The sequence below is a fragment of the Microbispora sp. H10949 genome (assembly GCF_014161435.1).
GTDB lineage: Bacteria > Actinomycetota > Actinomycetes > Streptosporangiales > Streptosporangiaceae > Microbispora > Microbispora triticiradicis.
The window spans coordinates 437,967-462,163 of the sequence record NZ_JABBWZ010000001.1; the positions used below are offsets into that span (position 1 = coordinate 437,967).

The 24,197-nt window shown below is 72.0% G+C and carries 19 protein-coding genes; 7 read left to right on the plus strand and 12 right to left on the minus strand.

The annotated features are described in order from the left end of the window. Positions 1–7: 7 nt before the first annotated feature. From HHX40_RS01970 to HHX40_RS01980, 3 genes are all read right to left on the minus strand, one after another. Positions 8–625, minus strand: a complete 618-nt coding sequence (locus HHX40_RS01970) for a TetR/AcrR family transcriptional regulator (protein ID WP_182879182.1) — start codon at positions 623–625, stop codon at positions 8–10. Between the two features lie 7 nt (positions 626–632). Then, positions 633–2,147: an MFS transporter gene (locus tag HHX40_RS01975; RefSeq protein ID WP_182879475.1), complete on the minus strand. Its 1,515-nt coding sequence runs from the start codon at positions 2,145–2,147 to the stop codon at positions 633–635. 190 nt (positions 2,148–2,337) lie between these two features. Further along, positions 2,338–3,663 carry an MFS transporter gene (locus HHX40_RS01980; protein ID WP_182879183.1) on the minus strand — a complete coding sequence of 442 codons (1,326 nt, stop codon included), beginning with the start codon at positions 3,661–3,663 and terminating at the stop codon, positions 2,338–2,340. A 206-nt stretch (positions 3,664–3,869) separates the two neighbouring features. Between HHX40_RS01980 and panB the strand changes: the two genes are divergently transcribed. Beyond that, a complete protein-coding gene (panB, locus tag HHX40_RS01985; protein ID WP_396699252.1) occupies positions 3,870–4,697 on the plus strand; it encodes a 3-methyl-2-oxobutanoate hydroxymethyltransferase in 828 nt (275 codons plus the stop codon). 51 nt (positions 4,698–4,748) lie between these two features. On the opposite strand, the gene HHX40_RS01990 is transcribed toward panB, so the two are convergent. After that, positions 4,749–5,927: a trans-sulfuration enzyme family protein gene (locus tag HHX40_RS01990; protein WP_182879184.1), complete on the minus strand. Its 1,179-nt coding sequence runs from the start codon at positions 5,925–5,927 to the stop codon at positions 4,749–4,751. 111 nt (positions 5,928–6,038) lie between these two features. Between HHX40_RS01990 and HHX40_RS01995 the strand changes: the two genes are divergently transcribed. Then, positions 6,039–6,719, plus strand: a complete 681-nt coding sequence (locus HHX40_RS01995; RefSeq protein ID WP_182879185.1) for an alpha/beta hydrolase — start codon at positions 6,039–6,041, stop codon at positions 6,717–6,719. Positions 6,720–6,732: 13 nt separating this feature from the next. Here HHX40_RS01995 and HHX40_RS02000 read toward each other — a convergent pair whose 3' ends face one another. From HHX40_RS02000 to HHX40_RS02010, 3 genes are all read right to left on the minus strand, one after another. Continuing rightward, positions 6,733–8,028, minus strand: coding sequence for an esterase-like activity of phytase family protein (locus HHX40_RS02000; protein WP_220498535.1), 1,296 nt, complete (start codon positions 8,026–8,028; stop codon positions 6,733–6,735). An 86-nt stretch (positions 8,029–8,114) separates the two neighbouring features. Then, positions 8,115–8,783 carry an NADPH-dependent F420 reductase gene (gene npdG, locus HHX40_RS02005; protein ID WP_138461274.1) on the minus strand — a complete coding sequence of 223 codons (669 nt, stop codon included), beginning with the start codon at positions 8,781–8,783 and terminating at the stop codon, positions 8,115–8,117. Between the two features lie 71 nt (positions 8,784–8,854). Continuing rightward, positions 8,855–10,003: a lipase family protein gene (locus HHX40_RS02010; protein WP_182879186.1), complete on the minus strand. Its 1,149-nt coding sequence runs from the start codon at positions 10,001–10,003 to the stop codon at positions 8,855–8,857. A gap of 131 nt (positions 10,004–10,134) precedes the next feature. Between HHX40_RS02010 and HHX40_RS02015 the strand changes: the two genes are divergently transcribed. After that, complete coding sequence (locus HHX40_RS02015; RefSeq protein ID WP_138461276.1) at positions 10,135–10,716, plus strand: hypothetical protein; 582 nt, start codon at positions 10,135–10,137, stop codon at positions 10,714–10,716. A gap of 55 nt (positions 10,717–10,771) precedes the next feature. Then, complete coding sequence (locus tag HHX40_RS02020; RefSeq protein ID WP_182879187.1) at positions 10,772–11,161, plus strand: CBU_0592 family membrane protein; 390 nt, start codon at positions 10,772–10,774, stop codon at positions 11,159–11,161. Between the two features lie 19 nt (positions 11,162–11,180). On the opposite strand, the gene HHX40_RS02025 is transcribed toward HHX40_RS02020, so the two are convergent. After that, entirely contained in the window at positions 11,181–11,357 is a 177-nt protein-coding gene (locus tag HHX40_RS02025) for a hypothetical protein (RefSeq protein WP_244302012.1), read from the minus strand. A 43-nt stretch (positions 11,358–11,400) separates the two neighbouring features. Between HHX40_RS02025 and map the strand changes: the two genes are divergently transcribed. Continuing rightward, the gene (map, locus tag HHX40_RS02030; protein ID WP_182879188.1) at positions 11,401–12,249 is read left to right on the plus strand and encodes a type I methionyl aminopeptidase; all 849 of its coding nucleotides are present in this window, start codon (positions 11,401–11,403) and stop codon (positions 12,247–12,249) included. Between the two features lie 37 nt (positions 12,250–12,286). Here map and HHX40_RS02035 read toward each other — a convergent pair whose 3' ends face one another. The 3 genes from HHX40_RS02035 to HHX40_RS02045 form a co-directional block, all read right to left on the minus strand. Beyond that, positions 12,287–14,281 carry a cytochrome c oxidase assembly protein gene (locus HHX40_RS02035; protein WP_310737901.1) on the minus strand — a complete coding sequence of 665 codons (1,995 nt, stop codon included), beginning with the start codon at positions 14,279–14,281 and terminating at the stop codon, positions 12,287–12,289. Further along, the gene (locus tag HHX40_RS02040) at positions 14,278–14,862 is read right to left on the minus strand and encodes a copper resistance CopC family protein (RefSeq protein ID WP_117410382.1); all 585 of its coding nucleotides are present in this window, start codon (positions 14,860–14,862) and stop codon (positions 14,278–14,280) included. Before HHX40_RS02040 ends, HHX40_RS02035 begins: the two co-directional genes overlap by 4 nt. A 199-nt stretch (positions 14,863–15,061) precedes the next feature. Further along, positions 15,062–16,354 (minus strand): helix-turn-helix domain-containing protein, encoded by a 1,293-nt coding sequence (locus tag HHX40_RS02045; RefSeq protein ID WP_182879189.1) that lies wholly within the window; start codon positions 16,352–16,354, stop codon positions 15,062–15,064. Between the two features lie 1,051 nt (positions 16,355–17,405). Between HHX40_RS02045 and HHX40_RS02050 the strand changes: the two genes are divergently transcribed. Continuing rightward, positions 17,406–20,258 (plus strand): AfsR/SARP family transcriptional regulator, encoded by a 2,853-nt coding sequence (locus tag HHX40_RS02050; protein ID WP_182879190.1) that lies wholly within the window; start codon positions 17,406–17,408, stop codon positions 20,256–20,258. Positions 20,259–20,270: 12 nt separating this feature from the next. Here HHX40_RS02050 and HHX40_RS02055 read toward each other — a convergent pair whose 3' ends face one another. After that, positions 20,271–21,794 (minus strand): PucR family transcriptional regulator, encoded by a 1,524-nt coding sequence (locus HHX40_RS02055; RefSeq protein WP_182879191.1) that lies wholly within the window; start codon positions 21,792–21,794, stop codon positions 20,271–20,273. 109 nt (positions 21,795–21,903) lie between these two features. On the opposite strand from HHX40_RS02055, the gene HHX40_RS02060 reads away from it, so the two are divergent. After that, complete coding sequence (locus HHX40_RS02060) at positions 21,904–24,192, plus strand: xanthine dehydrogenase family protein molybdopterin-binding subunit (RefSeq protein ID WP_259403201.1); 2,289 nt, start codon at positions 21,904–21,906, stop codon at positions 24,190–24,192. Positions 24,193–24,197 lie beyond the last annotated feature (5 nt).

Genomic DNA, 24,197 nt, shown 5'->3' on the forward strand with positions numbered 1-24,197 from the left:
CGGCGGGTCACTCGGCGGGGCGGGGGCGGAAGCCCTTCAGCGCCTCGTCGACGATCCGCTCGGGCAGGTCGGCCGGGGAGTGCCCGTCGGACCACTTCGTGAGCCACACCATGGCGCCGCTGAGGAGCGCCAGCGCCATGTCGACGTCGAGGTCGGCCCGCAGCTCACCGGTGTCCATGCCACGGCGCAGGACGGCCGCCACCACCGCTCTGCGCGGCTCCACGGCCAGCTCGCGGAACCGCTCCGCCAGCCGGGGATGCCGCTCGGAGTCGCTCATGGCGATGTTCATGATGCAGCGGGTGCGGAGGTGGCGGGTCTCCTCCTGGATCACCCGGAGGTAGGTCACCAGGTCGTCCCGGACGGTCCCGCCCTGAGGCAGCGGGATCGGCGGCTTGAGCGTCGCCAGGGCGTCCACCACGAGGTCTTCCTTGTTGGACCACCTGCGGTAGATCGTGGTCTTCCCGACACCGGCGCGGCTCGCGATCGACTCGATGGACAGCTCCGACACGCCGATGCCCTCGCCGAGCAGGTCAAGAGTGGCCTCGATGATCGACCGATCCGCCTTCTCGCTGCGCGGGCGGCCCGCCGGGCGGGCCGCCCCCTCAGCCGTCTGCTGCGTATTCATGGCCTGTTCAGACTACCGCCGCTTCCTTTTCGGTCCCGGCCTTGTCGGCCGCGACGTCGACCCGGGTCTTACCCGGCATCCAGCGGGCCACCACGAGGGTGCCGAGGAGGGCGACGAGGGCCGAGCCGAGAGCCGCCCAGTGGATGCCGGTGACGAACGCGGCGTTGGCCGTGTCGAGCAGGCCCGCGCCCCGCGCGCCCAGGTGTCCGGCGACCCCCGCCGCGCCCGAGATGGACTCGGTGACGACGTGCCGGAGCTCCTCCGGCAGCGCGGTGACCTTGTCCTGCATGTCGTTGCGGTAGCTCGCGGACAGGACCGCGCCCAGGATGGCGATGCCGAGCGTGCCGCCGACCTGCCGGACGACGTTGCTCATCGAGGAGCCCACACCGGCCTTCTCCCGCGGCAGCGCGTTCATGATGGCCGTGGTCGCCGGGGGCATGATGTTGGCCATCGCCACGCCCTGGACGAACGTGAGGACGAGCAGCAGCCAGATCGGGGTGTCCACCTGCACGAAGGCGTAGGAGGCGAGGGCGAGCGTGATGACCAGCATCGCGACCGTGCCGACGGCCCGCGCACCGTACTTCTGGACCATGCGCGCGCTCTGCGGCGCGAAGATCAGCTGGGCCGCGGCGAACGGGAGCACGAGCGCCCCGGACTGCAGCGGCGAGTATCCGCGCACGATCTGCCAGTAGAAGGCCAGGAAGAACATGACGCCCATGGCCGAGAAGAACACGAGGCCGACGCTCACGATCGCGGTGGAGAACCCCGCGTTGCGGAAGTTCCGCACGTCGAACGCCGGGTGCTCGATGCGGCTCTCGTACCACACGAACGCGGCGAGGATCGCGAGCCCCAGCAGCGACGGCGCGATGACCGAGACGTCCGCGACGGTGCCGAGGTCGCTGATCCGGACGATGCCGTAGACGAGGCTGATCAGACCGGCGATGGACAGCAGCACGCCGACCGGGTCGAGGCTGTTCTTGCTCGGGTCCCTGGAGTCGGGGACGAGCGCGGCGATGAGCACCAGGCCGATGATGACGATCGGCACGTTGACGAGGAAGACCGAGCCCCACCAGAAGTGCTCCAGCAGCACGCCCCCGGTGATCGGGCCGATCGCGACGGCGATGCCGACGCCGCCCGCCCAGATCCCGATCGCCTTGCCCCGCTCGTGGATCGGGAAGACGTTCGAGATGACCGCCAGCGTGGCCGGCATGATGGCCGCGCCCCCGAGGCCCATCAGCGCCCTCGCCGCGATGAGCTGCATCGGGTCCTGGGCGTACGCGCTGGCCAGGGAGGCCAGGCCGAACAGGGCCATGCCGACGAAAAGCATGCGCTTACGCCCGTAGCGGTCGCCCAGGACCCCGAAGGTGAACAACAGGCCGGCGAACACCAGCGTGTAGGAGTTCATCGCCCATTCGAGCTCGCTCTGGGTCGCGCCCAGGCCGTGGACGGGATCGGCGATCGTCTTGATCGCCACGTTGAGGATGGTGTTGTCGAGGACGACGGCCAGCAGGCTGAACACCATCACGCCGAGGATCTGCCATCGGCGTGGGTGACCGGTATGCGCTTCCAAGGAATCCCCCATGACTGCGGTACGCATGATTTCGATACGCTTGAGTTTCGCAACGCTAGCGTAGCGCTAGGCGGTTCCGATACGCAACGGCACCGTTTCATAATCGCCCGATGCCTCCGTACCAAGCGCCCGGGGGCGGGTTCTATTCCCCGTCGGACGCGCGCAGTGAGGTGGCGGCCTCCGCCCCAGCGACGGCGCCGCCGGCGCCGGGGACCTCCAGGGCGGCTCCCGCCTCCGGAACCGCCGCCTCCGGAAGGGCCGCGCCCGGAAACATCGCGCCCGGAGCCGTCGCGCCGGGGACGGAGACCGGCGCCCTGCGCCAGACCAGCACGGCGATCACGGCCGGCACGAGACCGGCCACTCCGGACGCGGCGAACGCCCAGGCGGGGCCGTAGGCGTCGAGGATCCCGCCGGCGATCGGCCCGGCCAGGGCGCCGCCGATCGTCAGCGAGGTGCCGTGCAGGCCCATCGCCTCTCCCCTGGCCGCCGCAGGGACGCGCCGGTTGACCGCGTCCACCGTGGACGACAGCGCCGGGGCGCACAGCAGCCCGGACGGCAGCAGCGCCAGGCACAGCCACCACCAGCCGCCGCCGACCAGGCCGACGGGCACGGTCAGCGCGCACAGGCCGCCCGCGAGCAGCACGGGCGAGAGCCCCCGCGGCAGCCCGCCGTACACGAAGCCGCCGACCAGCGAGTAGGCGCACCACAGCGCGACGACCAGCCCGGTCCAGGCGGTCGCGTCACCGGCCTTCAGCATCGCGACGACGGCCAGCTCGGTCGTCGTGAGCACGAAGGTGAGCCCCGTCACCATCCCGAACAGGGCGAACAACGCGGGCCGCAGCCACTGCCGCCGGGGGACGGCCTCCTCGTGCCCCGCGGCCTCCTCCGCGGAGCGTGTGGGCGGGTCGAGCAGGTAGAACGCCACCCCCGCGCCGACGAGCCCGGCCGCCACGCCGTACATCGTCGCGGTGCTGCCGAACGCGGTCACGCACGTGACCGCGAGAGCGGGCCCGACCATGTACGACAGCTCCACGCCCATAGAGTCGAGGGCGAAGCCGGTCTGGTGGTTCTCCTTGGGCACCATCGCGGCGATGCACTGCCGCACCGCCCCGAAGACGGGCTGGCTGAACAGCCCGCCGACGAGCGCGCCCGGCAGCAGCACGGCGTACGGCATCGCCGGCGCGGCGCACCACAGGCACAGCTGCACCACCGTCGTGACCGCCATCACCGGGCGCAGCCCGCGCCGGTCGACGAACCTTCCGACGAGCGGCGAGCCGATCGCGGCGCCCGCCATGGACGCCGCGCCGATGAGGCCGGCCTGGAGGAAACCCAGCTTCTGGTGGTTCACCACGTGCAGGGTGAGGGTCATCCCGGTGCCGGTCAGGGGGATTCTCGCGATCATGCCGACCAGCAGCAGTGCCCGCACGCCCGGCAGGGCGAGCACCCGCCGGTAACGATCAAAAGCCATTGTGGTTGCTTACCTCCGCAGGCATTGTGCCTGGTGGGTCCGACAAGTTCGCCGCCGGGGCCCCACGCGCCCCACTGGTCGCACCCCTGGATTACGCCGCCGATCCGGGGTGTTCCATGCCATGTCGGCATGCAATGATCGGACTGTCCGGGGACGCCACAGGGGCGCCACGAGGCCAGGAGGTAGCCATGTCCTCTGTTTCCGCTGTGTCCACTTCCGCCTTGTACGGCGGCGCCGCGGGTCGCAGGGTCACCGTCCGCGACATCGCGGCCGCCAAGGAGCGGCACGAGAAGTGGCCGATGGTCACGGCGTACGACGCCATGACGGCGAGGGTGTTCGACGAGGCCGGGATCCCGGTGCTGCTCGTCGGCGACTCCGCCGCGATGGTCGTGTACGGCTACGACTCGACGCTGCCGGTCACCGTCGACGACCTGATCCCCCTCACGGCCGCCGTGGTGCGCGGCTCCTCACGCGCGATGGTCGTGGCCGACCTTCCGTTCGGCTCCTACCAGGCCTCGCCGCAGCAGGCGCTGGAGACCGCCGCCCGCTTCATGAAGGAGGCCGGCGCGCACGCCGTCAAGCTGGAGGGCGGCCACCGCGTGCTCCCGCAGGTGGAGATGCTCGTGTCGGCCGGCATCCCGGTCATGGCCCACCTCGGCCTGACCCCGCAGTCGGTCAACGCCTTCGGCGGCTATCGCGTGCAGGGCCGCGGCCAGGCGGGTGACGAGCTGATGGCCGACGCGAAGGCGCTGGAGCACGCGGGCGCCTTCGCCGTCGTGCTGGAGTGCGTGCCGAGCGACCTCGCCGCGCGGGTCACCACCTCGTTGAGCATTCCCACGGTCGGCATCGGCGCCGGGCCCTGCACGGACGCGCAGGTGCTCGTCTGGCAGGACCTGATGGGCCTCACCCCTCAGCCGGCCAAGTTCGTGAAGAAGTACTTCGACCTCGCGGGCGAGATGGACCGCGCCGTGCGCGCCTACGCCGACGAGGTCGTCTCCGGCGTGTTCCCCACGCCGGAGCACAGCTACCGGTAATCCCCCGCGAGCCGCCTCACGGGACGCCTCGCGAGCCGTCTCACGAGCCGGTCAGACGGCGTCGAGCGCCTGGGCGAAGTCGGCCCACAGGTCCTCCGGGTGCTCGATGCCGACGGCCACCCGCACCGTGCCCTCGCCGATGCCGGCCGCGGCCAGTCCCGCGGCGTCCACGGTGCGGTGCGAGGTGGTGGCCGGGTGGAGGATCAACGTCTCGACGCCGCCGAGCGACGGCGCGAGCAGCGCGAGCCGTACGTTCCGCATGAACGCCTCGCCGGCGGCGCGTCCTCCGGCGAGGTCGAAGGAGAACACCCCGCCGAAGTCGGGCAGGAGCTTGGCCGCGAGGTCGTACGACGGATGCGACGGCAGGCCCGGCCAGTGGACCGCGGCCACGGCCGGGTGGCCGGCGAGCCGCGTCGCGAGCACGCGGGCGTTGGCGCAGTGCCGCTCCATGCGCAGCGGCAGCGTCTGGATCCCCCGGAGGGTCAGCCACGCGGCGAACGGGTCGGTCGTCGCGCCGAGTTCCACCGCGTACGACCACACCCCGCGGTGCAGGTCGTGGTCGGCGAAGACGGCGATCCCGCCGAGGACGTCGGTGTGCCCGGACAGGTACTTCGTGACGGAGTGCACGACGACGTCCGCGCCGTGCTCGATGGGCCGGCACAGGATCGGCGAGGCGAAGGTGTTGTCTACGACGGTCAGGATCCCGGCCTCGCGCGCCGCCGCGCACATGCCCGGCAGGTCCGCCACCTGCGTCATCGGGTTGGCGATGGTCTCCAGGTACAGCAGCCGCGTCGTCGGCCGTACGGCGGCGCGCACGGCGGCGGGGTCGTCCTGCGGCACGTGGGTCACCTCCACGCCGAAGCGCCGCGCGAGGTCGGCCAGCACCTGGGCGGTGGCCCCGTAGAGCGCCGACTGGGCGATCACGTGGTCGCCCGACTTCAGCAGGCCGAGCAGCACGGCGTTGATGGCGCCCATGCCGGAGCCGGTGGCCACGGCGGCCACGCCGCCCTCCAGACCGGCCACCGCCTCCTCCAGGGCGCGCACGGTGGGGTTGGAGAGCCTGCCGTAGACGTACGCTCCGTCGGGCCGCCCCATGCCGTCGGCGAAGACGGCCGGGTCGTCGAAGACGAACCCCGAGGTCTGGTAGATCGGCATGGAGATCGGAGTGCTGCCCTCGGGCACGGGCCGGGGCAGGTGGACGACACGCGTTTCCGGATGCAGGGAGCTCATGTCGTCCAGAATGACCCACAAAGCCACTCTTGTCAGTTTGGCCCGCCGACGACGGTTAAGCGGCGAGCGGAGTCCGGTCCCGTCGCCGCCGCCCACGGCGAGGATGAGGGAATGGACATCAGCTTCCTCCTGGTGCACAGCCCCTCCGTCGGTCCCTCGACCTGGGCACCGGTCGCCGAGGCCCTCCGGGCGCGGGGCCACCTCGCGGTCGTGCCGCCGCTGACGGACGTGACGGCCGGCCCGCCGCCGTACTGGCCGGGCCTGGTGCGGCAGGTGACGGCGAGCGCGCCACGCGGGCCGCTGGCGGTCGTGGCGCACAGCAACGCCGGGCTGTTCGTGCCGCTGATCGCCCAGGCGCTCGCCGGGCAGGTCGCCGCGTGCCTGTTCGTGGACGCCGCCCTGCCGCCGCGCGACGGCACGTGCCGTGCGGCGGAGCCGGAGCACCTCGGCTTCCTGCGCTCCCTCGCCGACGACGCGGGCGTCCTGCCGCGGTGGACCGACTGGTGGCCCGAGGAGGACGTCGCCGCCCTCCTGCCCGACCCCGTGACGCGCCAGGTGGTCGTGGCCGAGCAGCCGCGCCTGCCGCTCGCGTACTACCAGGAGGAGATCCCCGTGCCCGCCCGCTGGGACCACGTCAGGAGCGGTTACCTGTGGTTCGGGGACGCATACGCCGCCCTGGCCGGGGAGGCCGGCGAGCGCGGCTGGCCGGTCGAGCGCATCCCCGGCGAGCATCTGCACCAGCTCGTCGCCCCCGAGGCGGTGGCCGACTGGCTCGTCGCCACCGCCGCGTGACGTGCGTACGCCCTCAGCGGGCGCCGAGCGGGCGAGGGAGCCGGATGACGACGAGGCGGTTCGGCACGCCGCTGTCCACCAGCCTGCCGTCAGGGCCGAAGTCGCCGAGGCCGAAGTCGTTGTCGTTGGCCAGGGCGATCGTGCGGGGGTCGAGCACCGCCAGCCCCTCGATCTTGCCGGGCAGCGACGGCACCAGCGCGTTCGGCTCCAGCACGAGCGACTTGGCGGGCAGCCTGAGATCGGACGCGCCCGCCCCCTCCTCCAGCGACGGGCTGGTCTTCGGATCGTCGTAGGGCCCGCCGAGCAGGTTCGCGGCCCTGGTCAGGTCGATCGAGTACACCCGCGCCACGTTGTCGGTGCGCTCGTCGACGAGCAGGCGGCCCCGGCCGGCGTACGCCAGGCCGGAGATCTTCATCTCGCTCTGGTCGCCGTTCACCTTCGGGTCGAAGGTCGTGACGTCCTCGAACCGGTACGGATACTCCGCGGTCACCTTCCGCCGGCGCAGGTCGAAGGCGAGGATGCGCCCGATCCGCGACTTCTTGGCGGCCTTCTTGTCGGGGTTGGCCAGCGGGCTCTGCACGGCCAGGTAGAGCGTGCGCTCGTCCGACGAGATCGCGAGGCCCTCGAAACCGCGGTTCTGCTGCCGGCTCGCCAGGATCGCGGGCAGCGTCTCCTGCACCGGATAGTCCGCGCCGGTCAGTCCGAGCCCCGCCGGAACGTGGCGCTCCAGCACCCGGCCGTCGCGCGACACCCGCACCAGCGACGGGCCGTACTCGTCGACCAGCCAGAAGTCGCCGTCCCGGGTTCGCACCAGGTCCTCGACGTCCAGGCCGCTCGGGTTGTACGGCAGGGCCGTGCGGCCGTCCCAGGTGTACGGCGTCTCGTCGTGTCCCGCCTGGTTCGACAGGCCGGTCACGGGCCTGCCCGAGGAGCCGACGATCGGGATGTACTGCTTGATCGTGGCCGTGCCGCGCGCGAGGGCGACCCGGACGATCGCCGGCGTGAACTCGGGCACCGGGAAGGTGCGGCGCTTCTCTCCGTCCACGGTCGGCTGGCCGTTCGGCCCGCGGTCCGTGACGAGCCAGAACTCACCCGCCCGGCCGGCCGGGAACAGGCCGCTGCCGGCCCCGCCGAACCGCACGCCGTGGTCGTCCGCGATGGACGGCTGCACCCGCTTCAGCGCGGGAGCGGGCAGCGTGACGTCGGTGACGACCACGGGGCCCCTGGCCGGGGTGGCGGCGACCGTACCGGTGGCGGTGAGGGTGAGCGCGGCGGCGACGGCCAGACCGGCGAAGAGGTGACGTGGCACTGGAGACCTTTCAGACAGCGGTGACAGCGCCCGAAGGTAGCGAACGACGACGTCTCCGCCGTGAAGATCAGATGACGCCCGGATGGCTATACGTCGGTGACCCGGATGCCGGCGTGGGCCTTGTACCTGCGGTTGACCGAGATGAGGTTCGCGGTCAGCGCCTCGATCTGGTGGGCGTTCCGCAGCCGTCCCGCGTAGACCCCGCGTGCGCCGGGGATGCGGGCGGCGAGCGCCCGCACGACGTCGGTGGCCTCCCGGTCGTCGCCGAGCACGAGGACGTCGAGGTCGATCTCCTCCACCGAGGGGTCGAGCAGCAGCACCGCCGACACGTGGTGGAACGCCGCGACCACGCGGCTGCCGGTCAGCACCGCCGCCGCCTGCTGGGCCGCGCTCCCCTCCTCCACGGGCAGCGCGTACGCCCCCTGCTTGTCGAAGCCGAGCGGGTTTACGCAGTCGACCACGATCTTTCCGGTGAGCGGCTCGCGCAGCGACTCCAGCAGGGCCCGGTGCCCCTCCCAGGGCACGGCGACGATCACGACGTCGGCCTCGGCCGCCACGTCGGCGTTCGCGGCCCCCCGCACGCCGATCTCCCGGGCCGCCTCCCCCGCGCGCTCGGCGCTGCGCGAGCCGATCAGCACGGTGTGACCGGCGAGGGAGAACCGGCGGGCCAGCCCCTTGCCCTGGTCTCCGGTGCCGCCCAGGATGCCGATGGTCAGCCCGGACACGTCGGGAACATCTGTGGTCTGCTCTGCCATGAGTCAGATCATGCCAGCATGCCGGGGCCGGGAACCGCCCGGGCGGAGCGCGTCCGGGGACGTGGACGGGCTCAGCAGTCGCCGATGGCGGGCAGCCCGGCCACCCGGGTCGCCAGCCAGGCCACCGCCAGCGGGGCGCCCTCCACCGCGCCGAGCACGTGGCTGCCGGCCGGCAGGCCGGTCCACAGGACGTTCGCCCCACGCGCGCAGTACTCCCGCCGCAGCGTCCGGCCCAGCTCGTACGGGATGATCTCGTCGCCCTTCGCGTGGTACAGGAACAGCGGCGCCTTCGGCGCGGACGCGCCGAGGCGGTTCTCGGCGAGGCGGGCCCGCCACTCGGGCAGGTCCAGCACGTCGGTCGTGGTCAGCTCCGACAGGCGCCGTCCGCCGAGCTTCGCCCGCAGGTCGCCCACGCAGTCGTCCCGCGCGTCGCCGAACAGCGCGGCGCCCTCGGGGGTGAGTCGACTCTCCAGGCGCAGCTCCGGATAGGCGGCGTCCAGCCCGAGGCCCGCCGCGGCGGCCAGCCCGAAGTCTCCCGTGCCGTCCAGGTGATCGGCCACCGCCCGCAGGTCGGCCGGGACCCCGCCCGCGGCGACTCCCCTGAGCCGCAGTTCGGGCGCGTACGACGGCTGGAGCTGGGCCGCCCACGCCGCCGACGAGCCGCCCTGCGAGTAGCCCATCACCACGACCGGCGCGGTGGCGGACAGGTTGGCGTCCGGCACCCGGACCGCGGCCCTGATCGCGTCGAGCACGGCGTGCCCCTGGGAGAGGCCCGCCATGAACGTGTGGTCGCCCGGCGTGCCGAGGCCCTCGTAGTCGGTCACCGCGACGGCCCAGCCCTTGAGCAGCATCAGGCTCATGATCGCGAGCTCGGCCTCGGTGCCGCCCGCCATCGCGGCGGACGGGGCGCACTGGTCGCCCAGGCCGTGCGTCCCGACGGCGTAGCCCACGACGGGCCGCCGGCCCAGCGGATAGGGGGCGGCCGGCACGAGGAGAGTGCCCGAGACGACGTTCGGCTCACCCGTCGCGGAGGTGGATCGGTACCGGAGGTGCCACGCCTTCACCGGCACCTCCAGCAGCCTGCCCGGGGCGAGATAGACGGTGGTCGCGCGGGCCTCGACGACGTCCCCCGCGGAGGTCGCGCGAGCGGTGCCGCCCAGCGCGGGCAGCAGGAGGAAGACCCCGATCATCGACACGAGGGCGCGCACGCGCAGGTTCATCGAGCCGCCTTCCGGTGGGGTGTGCACAGGACGATCTCAGCGCCGTGGGCTGATCGTCATCCTCCGGTAACGGTGTGTCAAGAACCGGATCGGCGGGACTTCACTCGTGTCTGTCAGGCACCATGACGGTCATGGACGCCGCATCGGTGAATCTGCTGCGGGAGGTGCTCGCCTCCACCGGCTGGCTGGAACGCACTCGTGAGCTCGGCCTCGCCCTCCGGGCCACCAGGTCGCCCGGAGGGCTCCTGGTCGTCGGCACCCCCGAGGACGAGCCGTGGCACGTCACCGCCCATCTCGCCGACGAGGCCCGGCTGTCGGGCCTCGCCCAGCTCTCCCCCACGCTCGTCCGCTGGGCGCCGCCGCCCGGCGCTCCCCCTCATCTGCGCGTCGGGATGGACCGGCTGCGAAGCGCGGGGCGGGGCGAGACGCTCTTCGTGGTCGCCGAGGAGCGGGCGCCCGTGCCGCTGCTGGAGCGCGTGGACGACGCCCGCCGCACCGGCGCCACGATCCTCGCCGTCGACGGCGGAGACCCGGAGCTGGAGTCGCTCGCCCACGACGCGATCGCCGTGCCACCCGAGGGGGGCGTGCTCAGCTTCGACGCCGCCCAGCATCTCGTGAGCAGCGCGGCCGGTGAGGTACGCCGGAGGGCCGGCCTGCGGGAACGCCTGGCCCTGCTGGCCGACCGCATCACCGGCCCGCGCGTGAGCGACTGACGCGAGCGGCGGATCATTGGGCCATGAGCACTTCTCCGGACGGAGGGCAGTCCTGATGTCCGCCTTCATCACGATCATCGGCACGGTGGGGGCCGTCGTCCTGCTGGCCGCGTACGCCATGGTGTCGTCGGGCCGGATGTCCGGGGACGGGCTGCCGTACCAGCTCCTCAACCTGGGCGGGGCGGCCGCGCTGATGGTCAACAGCGCCTACCACTCGGCCTGGCCCTCGGCGATCCTCAACCTGGTGTGGAGCGGGATCGGCGTGTGGACGCTCAGCCGGCTCGTGGCCCGCCGCGCGGCGGGGCGCCGGGCGGCCGGGTCCGCGGGCGCCGCGCCCCCGGCCGGCGCGGTTCAGACAGGTGAGGTCCAGGCAGGCGGGGTGCAGGCAGGCGGGGTGCAGGCAGGCGCGGTCCACGTCCAGGCCGCCGACACCCCGGCCGGCTGAACCCGCGTACGTCAGGGGGTCACTCGTCCCACTCCTTGTCCTGTTCCTTCCACTTCTTGTTGCGCTCGGCCGCCGTCTGCAGGGCGTGGGAGGCGGCGTCCTGGGAGTCGTAGGGCCCGAGCCGGTCCTTGTTGGGGCAGCCCTTCTCCGGCTCGACGGTCATGTGCTTCAGGCAGAACCACCATTGATCGCTCACGGCACTAATCGTGCCCAGCGGAAGCGCAACTAGACTTGGCGGCATGTCCACGCTGCTGCGCCCCGGGCGTATCTCGCCCACCCGCAAGGTCCCCGCCCACATCCCCCGCCCCGAGTACGTGGGCAGGGCCGAGCCCAGGAAGGGCGACAGCGACGTCCAGACCCCCGAGACCATCGAGAAGATGCGGATCGCGGGCCGGATCGCCGCGCAGGCCCTGGAGGAGGTCGGCAGGCACGTCGCTCCCGGCGTGACGACCGACGAGCTCGACCGCATCGGCCACGAGTTCCTCTGCGACCACGACGCGTACCCGTCGACGCTGGGCTACCGCGGCTACCCGAAGTCACTGTGCACGTCGATCAACGAGGTGATCTGCCACGGGATCCCCGACGACACCGTCCTGCGCGACGGCGACATCGTCAACGTGGACATCACGGCCTTCATCGGCGGGGTGCACGGCGACACCGACGCCACCTTCCTCGTCGGGGAGGTCGACGAGGAGTCGCGCCTGCTGGTCGAGCGGACCCGCGAGGCGACGATGCGGGCGATCAAGGCGGTCGCGCCGGGCCGGCAGCTCAACATCGTCGGCCGGGTCATCGAGGCGTACGCCAAGCGCTTCGGCTACGGGGTCGTCCGCGACTTCACCGGCCACGGCATCGCGACGTCGTTCCACTCGGGGCTCATCGTCCCCCACTACGAGGACACGTCGCTGTCGGTGACGCTGGTGCCCGGAATGACGTTCACGATCGAGCCGATGCTCACGCTGGGCACGATCGACTACGAGATCTGGCCCGACCGCTGGACCGCCGTCACCAAGGACCGCAAGCGCACCGCGCAGTTCGAGCACACGATCGTGGTGACGGAGACCGGCCACGAGATCCTGACCCTGCCCTGAGGCCCGCCCTGCGTGCGGGCGCGTGGATCCCGCGTGGTCAGCGGGACCGGTCGCGCCGGTTCAGCTTGGCCAGGTAGTCGTTGTAGGCGTCCAGCTCGGCGTCTCCGGTGCCGCCGCCCGGCTTCGCCGCGGCGGCGTCGGCCCGGCGGTCGGCCCGGCGGGCGACCCGCTCGTCGTCGCGCCACCACTGGAAGCCCAGCGCGAGCAGCACGATCAGGGTGGGGATCTCGCCGAAACCCCAGGCGATGCCGCCTCCGGTCTGCTGGTCGGCCAGCGCCGAGGCGCCCCAGGTGCGGCCGAGCTGGTCGTAGTACGCGCCGGCCAGCACCGTGCCCATGCTCATCAGGGCGATGCCGAAGAACGCGTGGAACGGCATGGTCACCATGAGGAGCAGCAGCCGGCCGGCGTGGGGCAGCTTGTGCGGCGCCGGGTCCACGCCGATGATCACCCAGAAGAACAGGGTGCCGCTCAGCAGGAAGTGCGTCGTCATCGCGATGTGCCCGAGGTGCTCCTCCATCGCGGCGGCGAACAGCGGGGTGAAGTACAGCGCGAACGTCGACACCACGAAGATCGCCGTGGCGATCGCGGGGTGGCTGACGAACCTCATCACCCTGCTGTGCAGGATCACCGTGATCCACTCGCGGGGCCCGCGGTCGCCGCGCCGTACGGCGGGCCTGAGCGCGCGCAGCGCCAGCGTCACCGGCGCGCCCAGCACGAAGAAGATCGGGACCAGCATCGACAGGATCATGTGCTCGGTCATGTGCACGCTGAACAGCACGGGCGCGTACCGCGCGATGCCGCTCTGGGTGCTGAGCACCAGGATGACGACGCCGAGACCCCAGCTCACCGTGCGGCCCACCGGCCACTTGTCACCCCGCCGGGCCAGCCGCACGACCCCCGCGCCGTACAGCCCGGCCAGGGCCGCGGCGAGCACGGCGAAGAACAGGTCGAACCACCACAGCGTGAACAGGTTCCCCAGGGACAGCGGAGGCGGGAGCAGGTAGCCGAGGAGCTCGAACGCGCGGTCGACCGGCGTGTTGACGGGCGGCGGGGCGGTCCGGGAGAGCGCCACGCCGACCCCCATCGTCGCGCCCATGAGCATGACCTCGCCGAGGGCCAGGCGCAGGAACGCGTGCGGCTCTCCCGCCGACAGCCTCGGCAGCGTACGGCCCCGGTGGCTCCATCCCAGGTACCCCAGCGCGGCGAACGCCGCGACCTTGGCGATCAGGAGCAGGCCGTAGGCGGAGGTGAACAGGTCGCCGATCGTGGCCAGGCGCGAGGCGCCTGCGGCGACGCCGGAGAGGCCGACCCCGATGAAGCACCACAGCGCCATCCGCGAGAAGCGCGCGGCGGCGACGTCGATCTGCGCCTGCCCGCGGAGCGCGTGGACGCAGATCGCGGCGAGCCCCCCGACCCACAGCGCCAGGAAGAGCAGGTGCATGCCGACGGAGGTGGTGGCCAGCCCGTGGTTGGGCGCGGAGGAGGAGTGCCCGGTCAGCGCGGGCGGCAGGAGCGTCACCAGCGCGAAGACCAGCAGTCCCGCGGCGGCGCCCGCCGTGATCGCGCCCCGGGCGAACAACGCGATGGCGACGGCGAACAGCACGACCAGGGTCAGCGCGATGCCCTGCGGCACCTGGCTGGCGTAGCTGGTGAGCTCGTTGCCGGCGAGGATCTCCCCCACCGGCGCGCCGAGGGTCTCCGACAGGCTGAAGACCAGCGCCACCGCCGCGGCGACCGCCCAGGCCAGGGCGGACCACGAGGCGCCCTTCACATAGCTCTGGGCCGGCCTGCCGAGCAGCCCCTTGTCACTGGGCAGGAAGGCCGCGGCCACGGCCAGCAGTCCCACGGTCAGCACGCCGGAGACGTCCATCGCGAGCTTCGACAACGGAAGCATCCAACGCGTCAGCGTGCCCTCGTCGGGCAGGCCGGGGATGATCCGGGGGGTCGCGGCGCCGCCGAGCACCATCGCGACCACGAGCGCGCCCGCCGTCGCGCACAGCGCCGCGACGGTCAGGCGCACGACCCTGCTCACGGCTTCTTCCGCAGGCTCAGGAACATGCCGATGCCGATCCCGGCGATGCCGAAGACCACGGCCCAGAACCAGCCGGGCACGCCGCCGCCCTCGCTGTCGCCGGCCTGGGACGCCTGCGCAGCCTCGGACGTCGTAGCGGCCGACGCGACGGGTGCGGCGACCGTGTCCTGGGGCTCGGCCACCGAGGTCGCGCTGCCCAGCGCCTGGTCACCCACCACGGTGAAGGGGATCTCCCCCTCCAGGGGGTGACCGTCGGGAGAGACCACCCGCCAGGCGATCGTGTACCGGCCCGGCGGTACCGCGTCGGCCACCGCCTCGGTGACCTTGGGGCCGTTGACGGCCGGAGCGCCCTTCTCGTAGCGCTTGCCGTCCTCACCGCGGACGACCACGACCGGGAAGCGCACGGAGTCCGCGAACTCCAGGGTGACCTTGGTCAAGGTCTTGACCTGGGCGTTCTTCTGCGGGTCGCTGCTCTTGAGCGAGGTGTGCGCCTGGGCCGGCAGGACCGGGGCCGCGCACAGCAGGAGCGACACCAGGAACGCGGCGAGGCCGGCGAAGGCGGCGAGGATGGGTCTCTTCATGACAGTCCCAGGCTACCGACGCGTGTGCCCGGTCCACACCCCGCACCGGAAGACGGGGACGACCTGTCATGTCCCCTGCTCAGGGGCCCGGCCGCACAGACGGATCCGGGCCGGAGCGCGACGCTCCGGCCCGGTGGGTCAGGTCTGCACGGTGCCTATATGTGAGGCCCCGTGGACGAGCGGTGTGCGGGGACGCCTGTCACAGCCCGGCGCAGGCGAGGGCCCGCTGGTAGGCGGCCACGCTCTGCCGGTCGTCACCGATCCGCCGACGAAGCTCCGCGATCGTCATCCAGTCCTCGGTCGTCTTCCGCGTGGGGAGCGCGTTCTCCAGCCAGCGACTCACCGTGTTCAGCTCCGCCGCCGCCTCGTCGTCCTCATGAAGCAGGAAACGCGCCTGACTGAGCAGCAGGGCGGCCCGTGTCTCCAGCCACCCCGAGGTGCCGCGGACCAGGTCCACGGCCGCCTGTGCGTACTCCACGGCCTGCTCGGGATGCTGGAGGACGATCTCCGCCCAGGCGAGATCGAGGGCGCCCTGGGCTCTGTCGAAGGCGCTGGTCGCGCTGGCCTCCATCTCCCGCTGCGCCCTGACCAGGAGGTCGCGCGCCTTCTCCGACTCCTCAGGGTGCAGCCTGAGGACCATGTTCGCGTGCGTCTGCCGGAGACGAGCGAGGTTGCGCGGCTCACCGGTCTCGGACTGGATCGCCAGCGCACGCTCGATCAGGGCAAGCGCTTCCTCCCCGCGTCCCGCCCGCTCGGCCACATGGGCGGCGTTCCAGGACGACGCGACTGCTGCCCGCGGGGTGCCCAGGACCTCCGCAGCCGCGATCAGTTCGGCCGCGAAGTGCCCTGCCCGCAGCATGTCGCCGCGCGCCATGTAGACGCTAAGCAGGGTGGCGCCGAGTTCGACCAGAGCGTCGCTCCATCCGGATCGGGCCAGCGTCTCCAGCGCGCGCTCGCCGACCTGGACGGCAGCGGAGTAGTCGCCCCGCTCGCGATGGCACCGGCACAGCGCCAGGGCTACGGCTATCTTGCGCTCCGGCGCCATCGTGTCCACCTCGGACTTCCCGAGCTCCTCGAGCGTGGAGATGGCCTCGGCGAGCTCGCCACATGCCTCGGAGGCCAACGCGTAGCCGTAGCGGGCCTCGACGCGGAGCGAGGCCAGACCCAGAAGGTTGCCGTCAGCGAGCAGTTCGGCATACCGGCGGCGCGCCTCGGCGACTTCACCGTTCTCCAGTGTCATGCGGGCGAAGCTGAGGCCGACTTCCAGGTCTTGCATCTGCTCGGCCGTGACGCCGTTGACGAGGTAGGTCAGCGAGCAGTCCAGCTTCTGCGCGAGTAGTTCCAGGACCGCGGGGGTGGGGGTACGCTTGCCGCTTTCGATCAGTGATACATAACTATCGGAAAGCTCGGGATGCGCCAACTGCGCTTGCGAGAGCCCGCGCTGACGGCGAATCGCCTTGATGCGCTGTCCGACCAGATCTTGCGCCGCCATTGGCAACTCCTGCAATATTGTAGGCCCGGCAGTCTGAGCTGATGGGAGATCCACCGTGCGCCGCCTTGCCCTACCCGTTCTTACCATCATCATTTCCGCCATACTGGCCGTTGGTGGCGATGTTACGCCAGCGAGTGCCTCCCCGTCTCCTATGCTGACGAAAAATACACTCATGTTGGACTGCTGCTGATCGAAGCCGCCTGGTAGCCGTGCTAGGACGCCGGAGATGAAGATCAATAACCGCCCGGCGTCCATGCAGCCACCCTGACGCCCCGGTGCCCGCAATGGAAATCGCGACCACAGCCACTCCATCGCATCCGGGGAATTATTCGCGCCGCACTCGGCTTGAGAAGTCAACCCGGAGCACCCCTTATCGATCCCCTCTGTGCGAGAATCAATTCACAGGGGAGGAGAGAAATCTCGGCAACCATTTCAGCGAGTGCCGGTATCGAATCAGCGGAATATTCACGAGCCCAGCTTCCATTTCTCTGGTCGATGCGAATAGAAGCGATTTCTCTCTCGGTCGTGGCGACGGCAAGCGCGACATGCGCCTCCCAGGCCGCCTCCGCAGCCCTGGACCCATCGCGTCGTGGCCCGAGCGAAGCGCCCTACAGCGGCCTTAGCCCCCGTAGCGACACAAAAGCTATCAAACCGTCGCTTGCGCGGGCTCATCATACGCTTCCGCCAAGCGCCGCCTCGCGGACACGGAGCGCATGTCGTCCCGCCCGGGACCAGGACCACGCCATCTTCATATCTAGACGGAATCTAGATATGTGCTGGCATATTTGTAGTTCTGCCAAACTGGGGGAGCAAGGTCCGTCACGAGGGCGAACACGGGGATGACTTCGTAATTCGTAGTAGCGGAGGAACGTCGGGGGTGCGATGAGGTGCGGTCATGGACTTCCCATGCCCGGGGCCTTCAACTACTCCTGACAGGCTTCCACAGAACGCGTCTGGTCCGTCACGGCTTGGAGTCCGACGACGTATGGATAACGCGAAAGAGCACGGAACGTCGCAAGGCTCACCGTATCGCCTGCAACTGCTTGGGCCTGTGGCGGCCTGGTGTGAGGGCCGGACCGTCGACCTCGGGCCGCCGCTGCAGCGTGCGGCCCTGTGTGTCCTCGCCGCCCGTGCGGGGCGGATCGTCACGAAGGACACGCTCATCGGCGGACTCTGGGGGGATCGACCGCCGAACACCGCCGAACAGAGCGTCTACACCTACATCGCCGGTCTGCGGCGGGTACTGGAGAGGGCGCCGGGCCGGCGTGGCCCCTACACCACGCTGATCTCCCGCTCGCGGGGCTATGTGCTGGAGCGTGGGGCGGTGGAGGCGGACGTCGGCGACTTCGAACGCCACCTGGCCGAGGCCCGGCGGCTCCAGGCCACGGAGGATCCGCGTGGCGTCCTGCGGACGTTGGACGCCGCCTCGGACTGCTGGTCGGGGCCCGCCCTCTGCGGCGTCCCCGGCCCCTTCGCCGAGGGCGAGCGAATCCGGCTGGAGGAGTTGCGCCTGACGGCTTTGGAGGACCGGGCCGGCGCGCTGCTCGATCTGGAACTTCACCAGGAGGCCGTGGGGGCCCTCACCGAACTGGTCACGGAGGCTCCCCTGCGGGAGCGGTCCCGTGACCTGCTCATGCTGGCGCTCTATCGATCGGGCAGGCAGGCCGACGCGCTCGACACCTACCTGGACATCAAGCAGTTACTCGCCGAGCGGCTCGGGCTGGACCCCGGCGAGGCCCTGCGCGAGCGGTACGAGCTGATCCTGCGGGCCGACCCCTCCCTGGACCCGGCGCAGAGCGAGACGACCACTGTCGGCGTGCAGCCTCGTCCTCCGCGTCAGCTTCCGCGCGCGGCCACCGGCTTCGTGGGCCGGGTCGAGGAGCTGGTTCGCCTGCGATCTCTGCTCACCCCCTGGGATGGCGGGTTCCCACAGGCCGTGGTCGCGATCACCGGCGCCCCCGGAACGGGCAAGTCCGCCTTGGCCGTGCATGCCGCGCACACCGCGGCCCACGCGTTCCCCGACGGCCAGCTCTACGTGAACCTCCTGGGAGCGACGCCAGGCGTGGAGTGTCTGGAGCCGATCGGCGTGCTGGGCAGGCTCCTGCGTGCCCTCGGGCTGGAGGGCAAGGCCGTGCCGTCCGAGGAGGACGAGGCCGCGGCGGTGCTGCGCGACCGGCTGGACGGCCGCAGGACCCTCATCGTGCTCGACGACGCGGCCGGGCCGGAGCAGGTCCGCTCCCTGCTGGGCCTGCCGTCGGGCAACACCGTGCTCATCACGAGCCGGGAGTCCTTCGCCGTGGCCGACGACTGCGTGCGGATCGTCCTCCGTAGGATGCGGCGATCCGAGGGAGTCACCGTACTGTCGAAGCTCGTCGGGGCGGAGCGGATCTCGGGGGATCCGGCCGCCGCATCCCATCTGGTCGAACTGTGCGGCGGGCTGCCGCTCGCCCTGCGCCTGGCCGCCGCCCGGTTGGGCGAGCGACCGGACTGGAGCGTGCGGGACCTCGGGGGGAGGCTGGAGGACCGGCGGCGCACGCTGCACGAGCTGGAGTCGGGCCAGATCGCCGTGCGGTCCAGTCTGGAGCTGAGCTACGAAGGGCTCGCCCGCGGCGGCGCGCTCGATCGGCTGGCCGCGCGGACGCTGTGTCATCTCGGCGTCCTGCACGTGGCGAGCGTGACCGCCGACGTGGTGGCCGCCCTCGTCGGCGAGCCCGCCGACGCCGCCGAACGCGCCCTCGACCGTCTCGTGCGGGCACATCTGCTGGAGAGCAGCGAAGCCGGTCGCTACCAGCCGCACGACCTCGTGAGGCTGTTCACGATCGAACTCGCGGACACCCGCCTCACGCCACAGGCGCGCAAGGACGCGCTCTTGCGGGCGCTCGGCTTCTACGGCGCGACCTCACGTCACGCCAGCACCCTGCTCGATCCCCACCGCGTGCACCTTCCCTGGCCCGATGTGCCGCAGCGCCCACTGGCGCTGGATACCTCCGCCAAGGCCAGAGCCTGGCTGGGCAAGGAGCTGGCACATGTCATCTCCACCGCCTCTCAGGCGATGGCGAGCGAGGACGACGAGATCACCCGCCTCGGAGCCTACGTAGGGTTGGCTCTCTCCTGGCAGCTCATCCGTGAGGCGCGTTACAGAGAGCAACTCGAACTGAGCCGTCAGACGCTCCTCGTCGGGAGACGTGCGGATGATCTGGACATTCAGGCTCTCGCACACGGCCAGATCGCCGGAGCGCTCGGGAACCTCGGACAGCTGGATGAGGCTGTACCGCATCAGGAGACCGAGCTCGAACTGCGACGCACACTGCGCGACCGGTTCGGCGAGATGCGTGCCCTGGGTAACCTGAGCGTGGCGCAGATCGAGATCGGGCGGTACGCGGAAGCTTTAGAGAGCGCCGAAGTGCAGAACGCCATCGCCCAGGAGATCGGTTCCGCGGTGGGAGAGCGGCACTCCCTGCTCATGGCGGGGAGCGCACGCCGAGGTCTGGGCGACACTGCCGCGGCGATGAGCCTGCTCGAACAGGCACTCGGACTCGCTCGAGTCGCCGGGGACCGGCATCACGAGTCCATAAGCCTTCTTTTCCTCGCCGAGCTGTGTCTGGACCAGGGCGATCCGTCGACCGCCAGGGACTACCTGGAACGCGGCCTCCGCCTCTCCCACGAGAGCGGCCAGCGAGGACGTGAAGGCCATCTGCTCGGCAGGCTGGCGAAGGCGCATCGCCTGCTCGGTGAGCCCGAACCGGCACTGCGCTGTGCCCTGAGGTCGCTGGCCATCGGGCAGCGATCCGGGGACGAGCAGCTACGCCGTCAGGCGGAGGACGAGCTTCGCGAGATCGGGGAGGCGTTCCCCGGGGTGGAGGTCCCGCCGCCGCGCTCCGCGGAGGAGGCGCTGAGCCGCTGACCGCGGCGGGGGCTACCCGGCGCGCAGGGCGAGGAAGAGGTCGACGCGGTCGGCCATCGACGACAGGTCCCTGCCGGTCAGCTCCTCGACCCGCCTGATCCGGTAACGCACCGTGTTGACGTGAACGTGCAGGCGCTCGGCGCAGGCGTTCCACGAACCGGTGCAGTCGAGGAACGCGCCGAGCGTGCGCACCAGCTCGGCGCCGTGCCGCCGGTCGTAGTCGAACAGCGGCCCGAGCAGCCGCTCGGCGAAGGACGACCGCACCTCGCCCGGCGTGGTCGCCAGCAGCAGCGCGTGCGTGTAGATCTCGTCGCCGGTGACGACTCCCCCGCCGCGCGCCGCGGCCAGCCGCCGGGCGTGGCCCGCCTCCTCCACCCCGCCTCGGATGGCCTGCGGGCCGGTCAGCGCCCCGCTCACCCCCACCGACACGGTGAGCGCCGGCAGCCCGGCCGCGATCACCGCCGCCCGGTCGCGCAGCCGCTCCGCGAGGGCGTCGCGGTCGTCGCCGTACGCGTCGCCGCGCAGCGGGACCAGCGTCACCGACGCGTCCGCCCCGGCCACCGCCACCACCCGCCGGTCCAGCAGCTCCTCTACTACCTGGCCGCCCAGCAGGGCGGGGTCGGGGCCGTCGGTCGCCCCGCGCCGGCTCGCCGCCGCGGCGACCAGCGCGTACGGCTCCGCCGGGTCGACGCCGCAGGTCCGCAGCCGCGCCGACAGCTCCGTCGGCTCCCCTCCCGAGCAGGCCAGGGCGATCAGCTGTTCGGCCAGCCGCCGTTCCACCCGCCGGCCCGCCTCGGCCCGGGTGCGCTCCAGCGCGACGCAGGCCGCCAGTTCGAAGCCGATCTCCGCGTCGACCTCGCCCCGGCACACGAGGGCCCAGCCGGCGGCCCGGTGCGCGCGGTCCACGGCGAACAGCGTGAACCGCCCGCCGCGGTCCACCACCACGGGCAGGCGGACGGCGGCGAGGTAGTCGCGGGCCAGCCGTACGGCCTGGTCCTCGGGCAGGGCGCCCGCGACGACGGAACCGCAGGCGGACACCACGGCGGCCGTGACGCCGAGCTCGGTCTCCACGAGCGCGAACAGCTCCCCCAGCCCCGCTCCCTCGGCCACCGCCGCCACGATCCTGCGGTGCCGCCCGAGAGCGCCGCGCAGGTCACCGGCCTGCACGGCGGCGACGCGCCGGCCCACGAAGTCGGTGACGGCGCCGAACGACACCTCGACGGGCACCTCCAGCAGCGGCAGGCCGTGCTCGCGGCAGGCCGCCACCAGGTCGTCGGGCACCATGCCGAGCCGCGCGTCGCCCGCGCCGATAGCGGCCACCCCCGCCTCCGCGAGGGCGGCCACGAACCGCGCGGAGTCGCCGGGAGACCGCCGCCACATGAGCCCGGTCAGCACCAGCTCGCCTCCCGACAGGTAGCGCCGGGGGTCGGGCAGGTCGGTGATGAGCACCCCGCCGATCTCACGGTCCGGCGTCTCGTCGCCCGTCAGCAGGACGAGCCGCAGCTCCGGGGCGGAGAGCAGATCACGAAGCAGCACGACCGACAGCCTATTTGGAGGTATGTACAAGCATCGACCCCGTCCGCCGTCCCGTTTCCCATGACCACGCCGATAGGCCGGGGCCCGGTCCGGTTGCTGTACTACGAGCATGACGCGGCCGATGACGACGGACACCCAGCGCCCCTCGGGGCCGGGTTCGGGGCTCGGCGAGAGCGTGCCGCGCCCGGACGGCAGGCTGAAGGTGAGCGGGGAGTTCGCCTACTCCTCGGATCTGTGGCTGGAGGGCATGCTCTGGGGCGCCACCCTGCGCAGCCCGCACCCGTCGGCGTGGATCCGCTCGGTCGACGTCGGCCCCGCCCTCGCGATGCCCGGCGTGTTCGCCGTGCTGACCCACGAGGACGTCCCCGGTGAGAGGTTCTACGGGCTGGAGCACCGGGACCAGCCGGTGCTGGCGATCGACCAGGTCCGCTACCAGGGCGAGCCTGTGGCGATCGTGGCCGCCGACCATCCGGAGACCGCACGCCGGGCCGCCGCCGCGATCGTCGTGGACTACGAGGTGCGGCCGTCCGTCGTCGACCCCCGCCGCGCCGCCTTCGACCCGTCCTGCCCGGCCGTCCACCCCGGGGGCAACGTCGTACGGCACCAGCCGGTCAGGGTGGGGAGCACCTTCGAGGCCGAGGTGGTCGTCACCGGCGAGTACGAGGTCGGCATGCAGGACCAGGCCTTCCTCGGTCCGGAGTCGGGACTGGCCGTGCCCGCCGAGGACGGCGGTGTGGACCTGTTCGTCGCCACACAGTGGCTGCACGTCGACCAGGGTCAGGTGGCTCCGTGCCTGGGCCTGCCGGCGGATAGGGTGCGCCTGACGCTCGCCGGGGTCGGCGGCGCGTTCGGCGCGAGAGAGGACCTGTCGATGCAGGTCCACGCCTCGATGCTGGCGCTGCGGACCGGCCGCCCCGTCAAGATGGTGTACGGCCGCGAGGAGTCGTTCTTCGGCCACGTCCACCGGCATCCCGCCCGGATGAGGTACGAGCACGGCGCGACCGCCGACGGGCGGCTCGTCTACGTGCGGGCCGAGATCCTGCTCGACGGCGGGGCCTACTGCTCGTCCACGCCCGCCGTGGTCGGCAACGCCGCCTCCCTCGGCGTCGGGCCGTACGAGGTGGACAACGTCTGGATCGACGCGTACGGCGTCTACACGAACAACCCGCCCTGCGGCGCGATGCGCGGGTTCGGGGCGGTGCAGGCCTGTTACGCGTACGAGTCGCAGATGGACCGGCTCGCGGCGGCCTGCGGGCTGTCCCCGGTGGAGATCCGGGTCCGCAACTCGGTGTCGCAGGGATCGCGGCTGGCCACCGGGCAGCTGATCGACAGCCCCGCGCCGCTCGCGGAGATGCTCGCCGAACTGGCCGCGATGCCGCTGCCCGCCGAGCCGCCGCCCGCCGGCCCGGACGGCGCGGGGGCGGACGGCGCCGGGCCCGACCTGCGCCTGCTGCCGGGCGGTGTGGCCCAGGCGACGCGCGGCGAAGGCGTGCGGCGGGGCGTGGGCTACGGCGTCGGCATCAAGAACATCTGCTTCTCCGAGGGCTTCGACGACTACTCGACGGCGCGGGTGCGGGTCGAGCTCGCCGGTGACGAGCCGCACGTGCTCGTGCACACCGCCGCCGCCGAGGTGGGGCAGGGCCTCGTCACCGTGCAGGCCCAGATCGCCCGTACGGAGCTGGGCATCGAGCGGGTCACCGTCGCCCCGGCGGACACCGCGGTCGGCTCGGCCGGGTCGTCCTCGGCGTCCCGCCAGTCGTACGTCACGGGCGGGGCCGTCCGGGCCGCCTGCGTGGCGGTGCGGGAACGCCTCGGCGCGCTGCGCGCGGCGCATCCCGGGCTGTCGCTCTCTGAGGTGCTGGAGCGGTCCGGGCCGGTGGAGGAGACCCGGGAGTTCCGCCACCGGCCGACCTTCCCGATGGACCCGGTCACCGGCCAGGGGAACTCCCACACCCAGCTCGCGCTGTGCGTGCATCGCGCGGTGGTCGACGTCGACGTGGATCTCGGCCTGGTCAGGGTCGTCGAACTGGCCGCCGTGCAGGACGTGGGGAAGATCCTCAACCCGCTCGCCCTCGAAGGGCAGATCCACGGCGGCTCGGCGCAGGGGCTGGGGCTCGCGCTGATGGAGGAGATCCAGGTCAGCGAGGGCAGGGTGCTCAACCCCTCGTTCACCGACTACCTGATCCCCACCATCCTCGACATGCCGCCGATGCGGCTGTCGATCCTGGAGAACCCCGACCCGCACGCGCCGTACGGGCTGCGCGGGGCGGGCGAGCCGCCCACGCTGTCGTCGACCCCGGCCGTGGCCGCCGCCGTCAGGGCCGCGACGGGCCTGGATCTCTCCCGGGTGCCGATCCGGCCCGAGGACATCGCCCTCGTGCCGGCCTCCCGGCCCTGAGGACC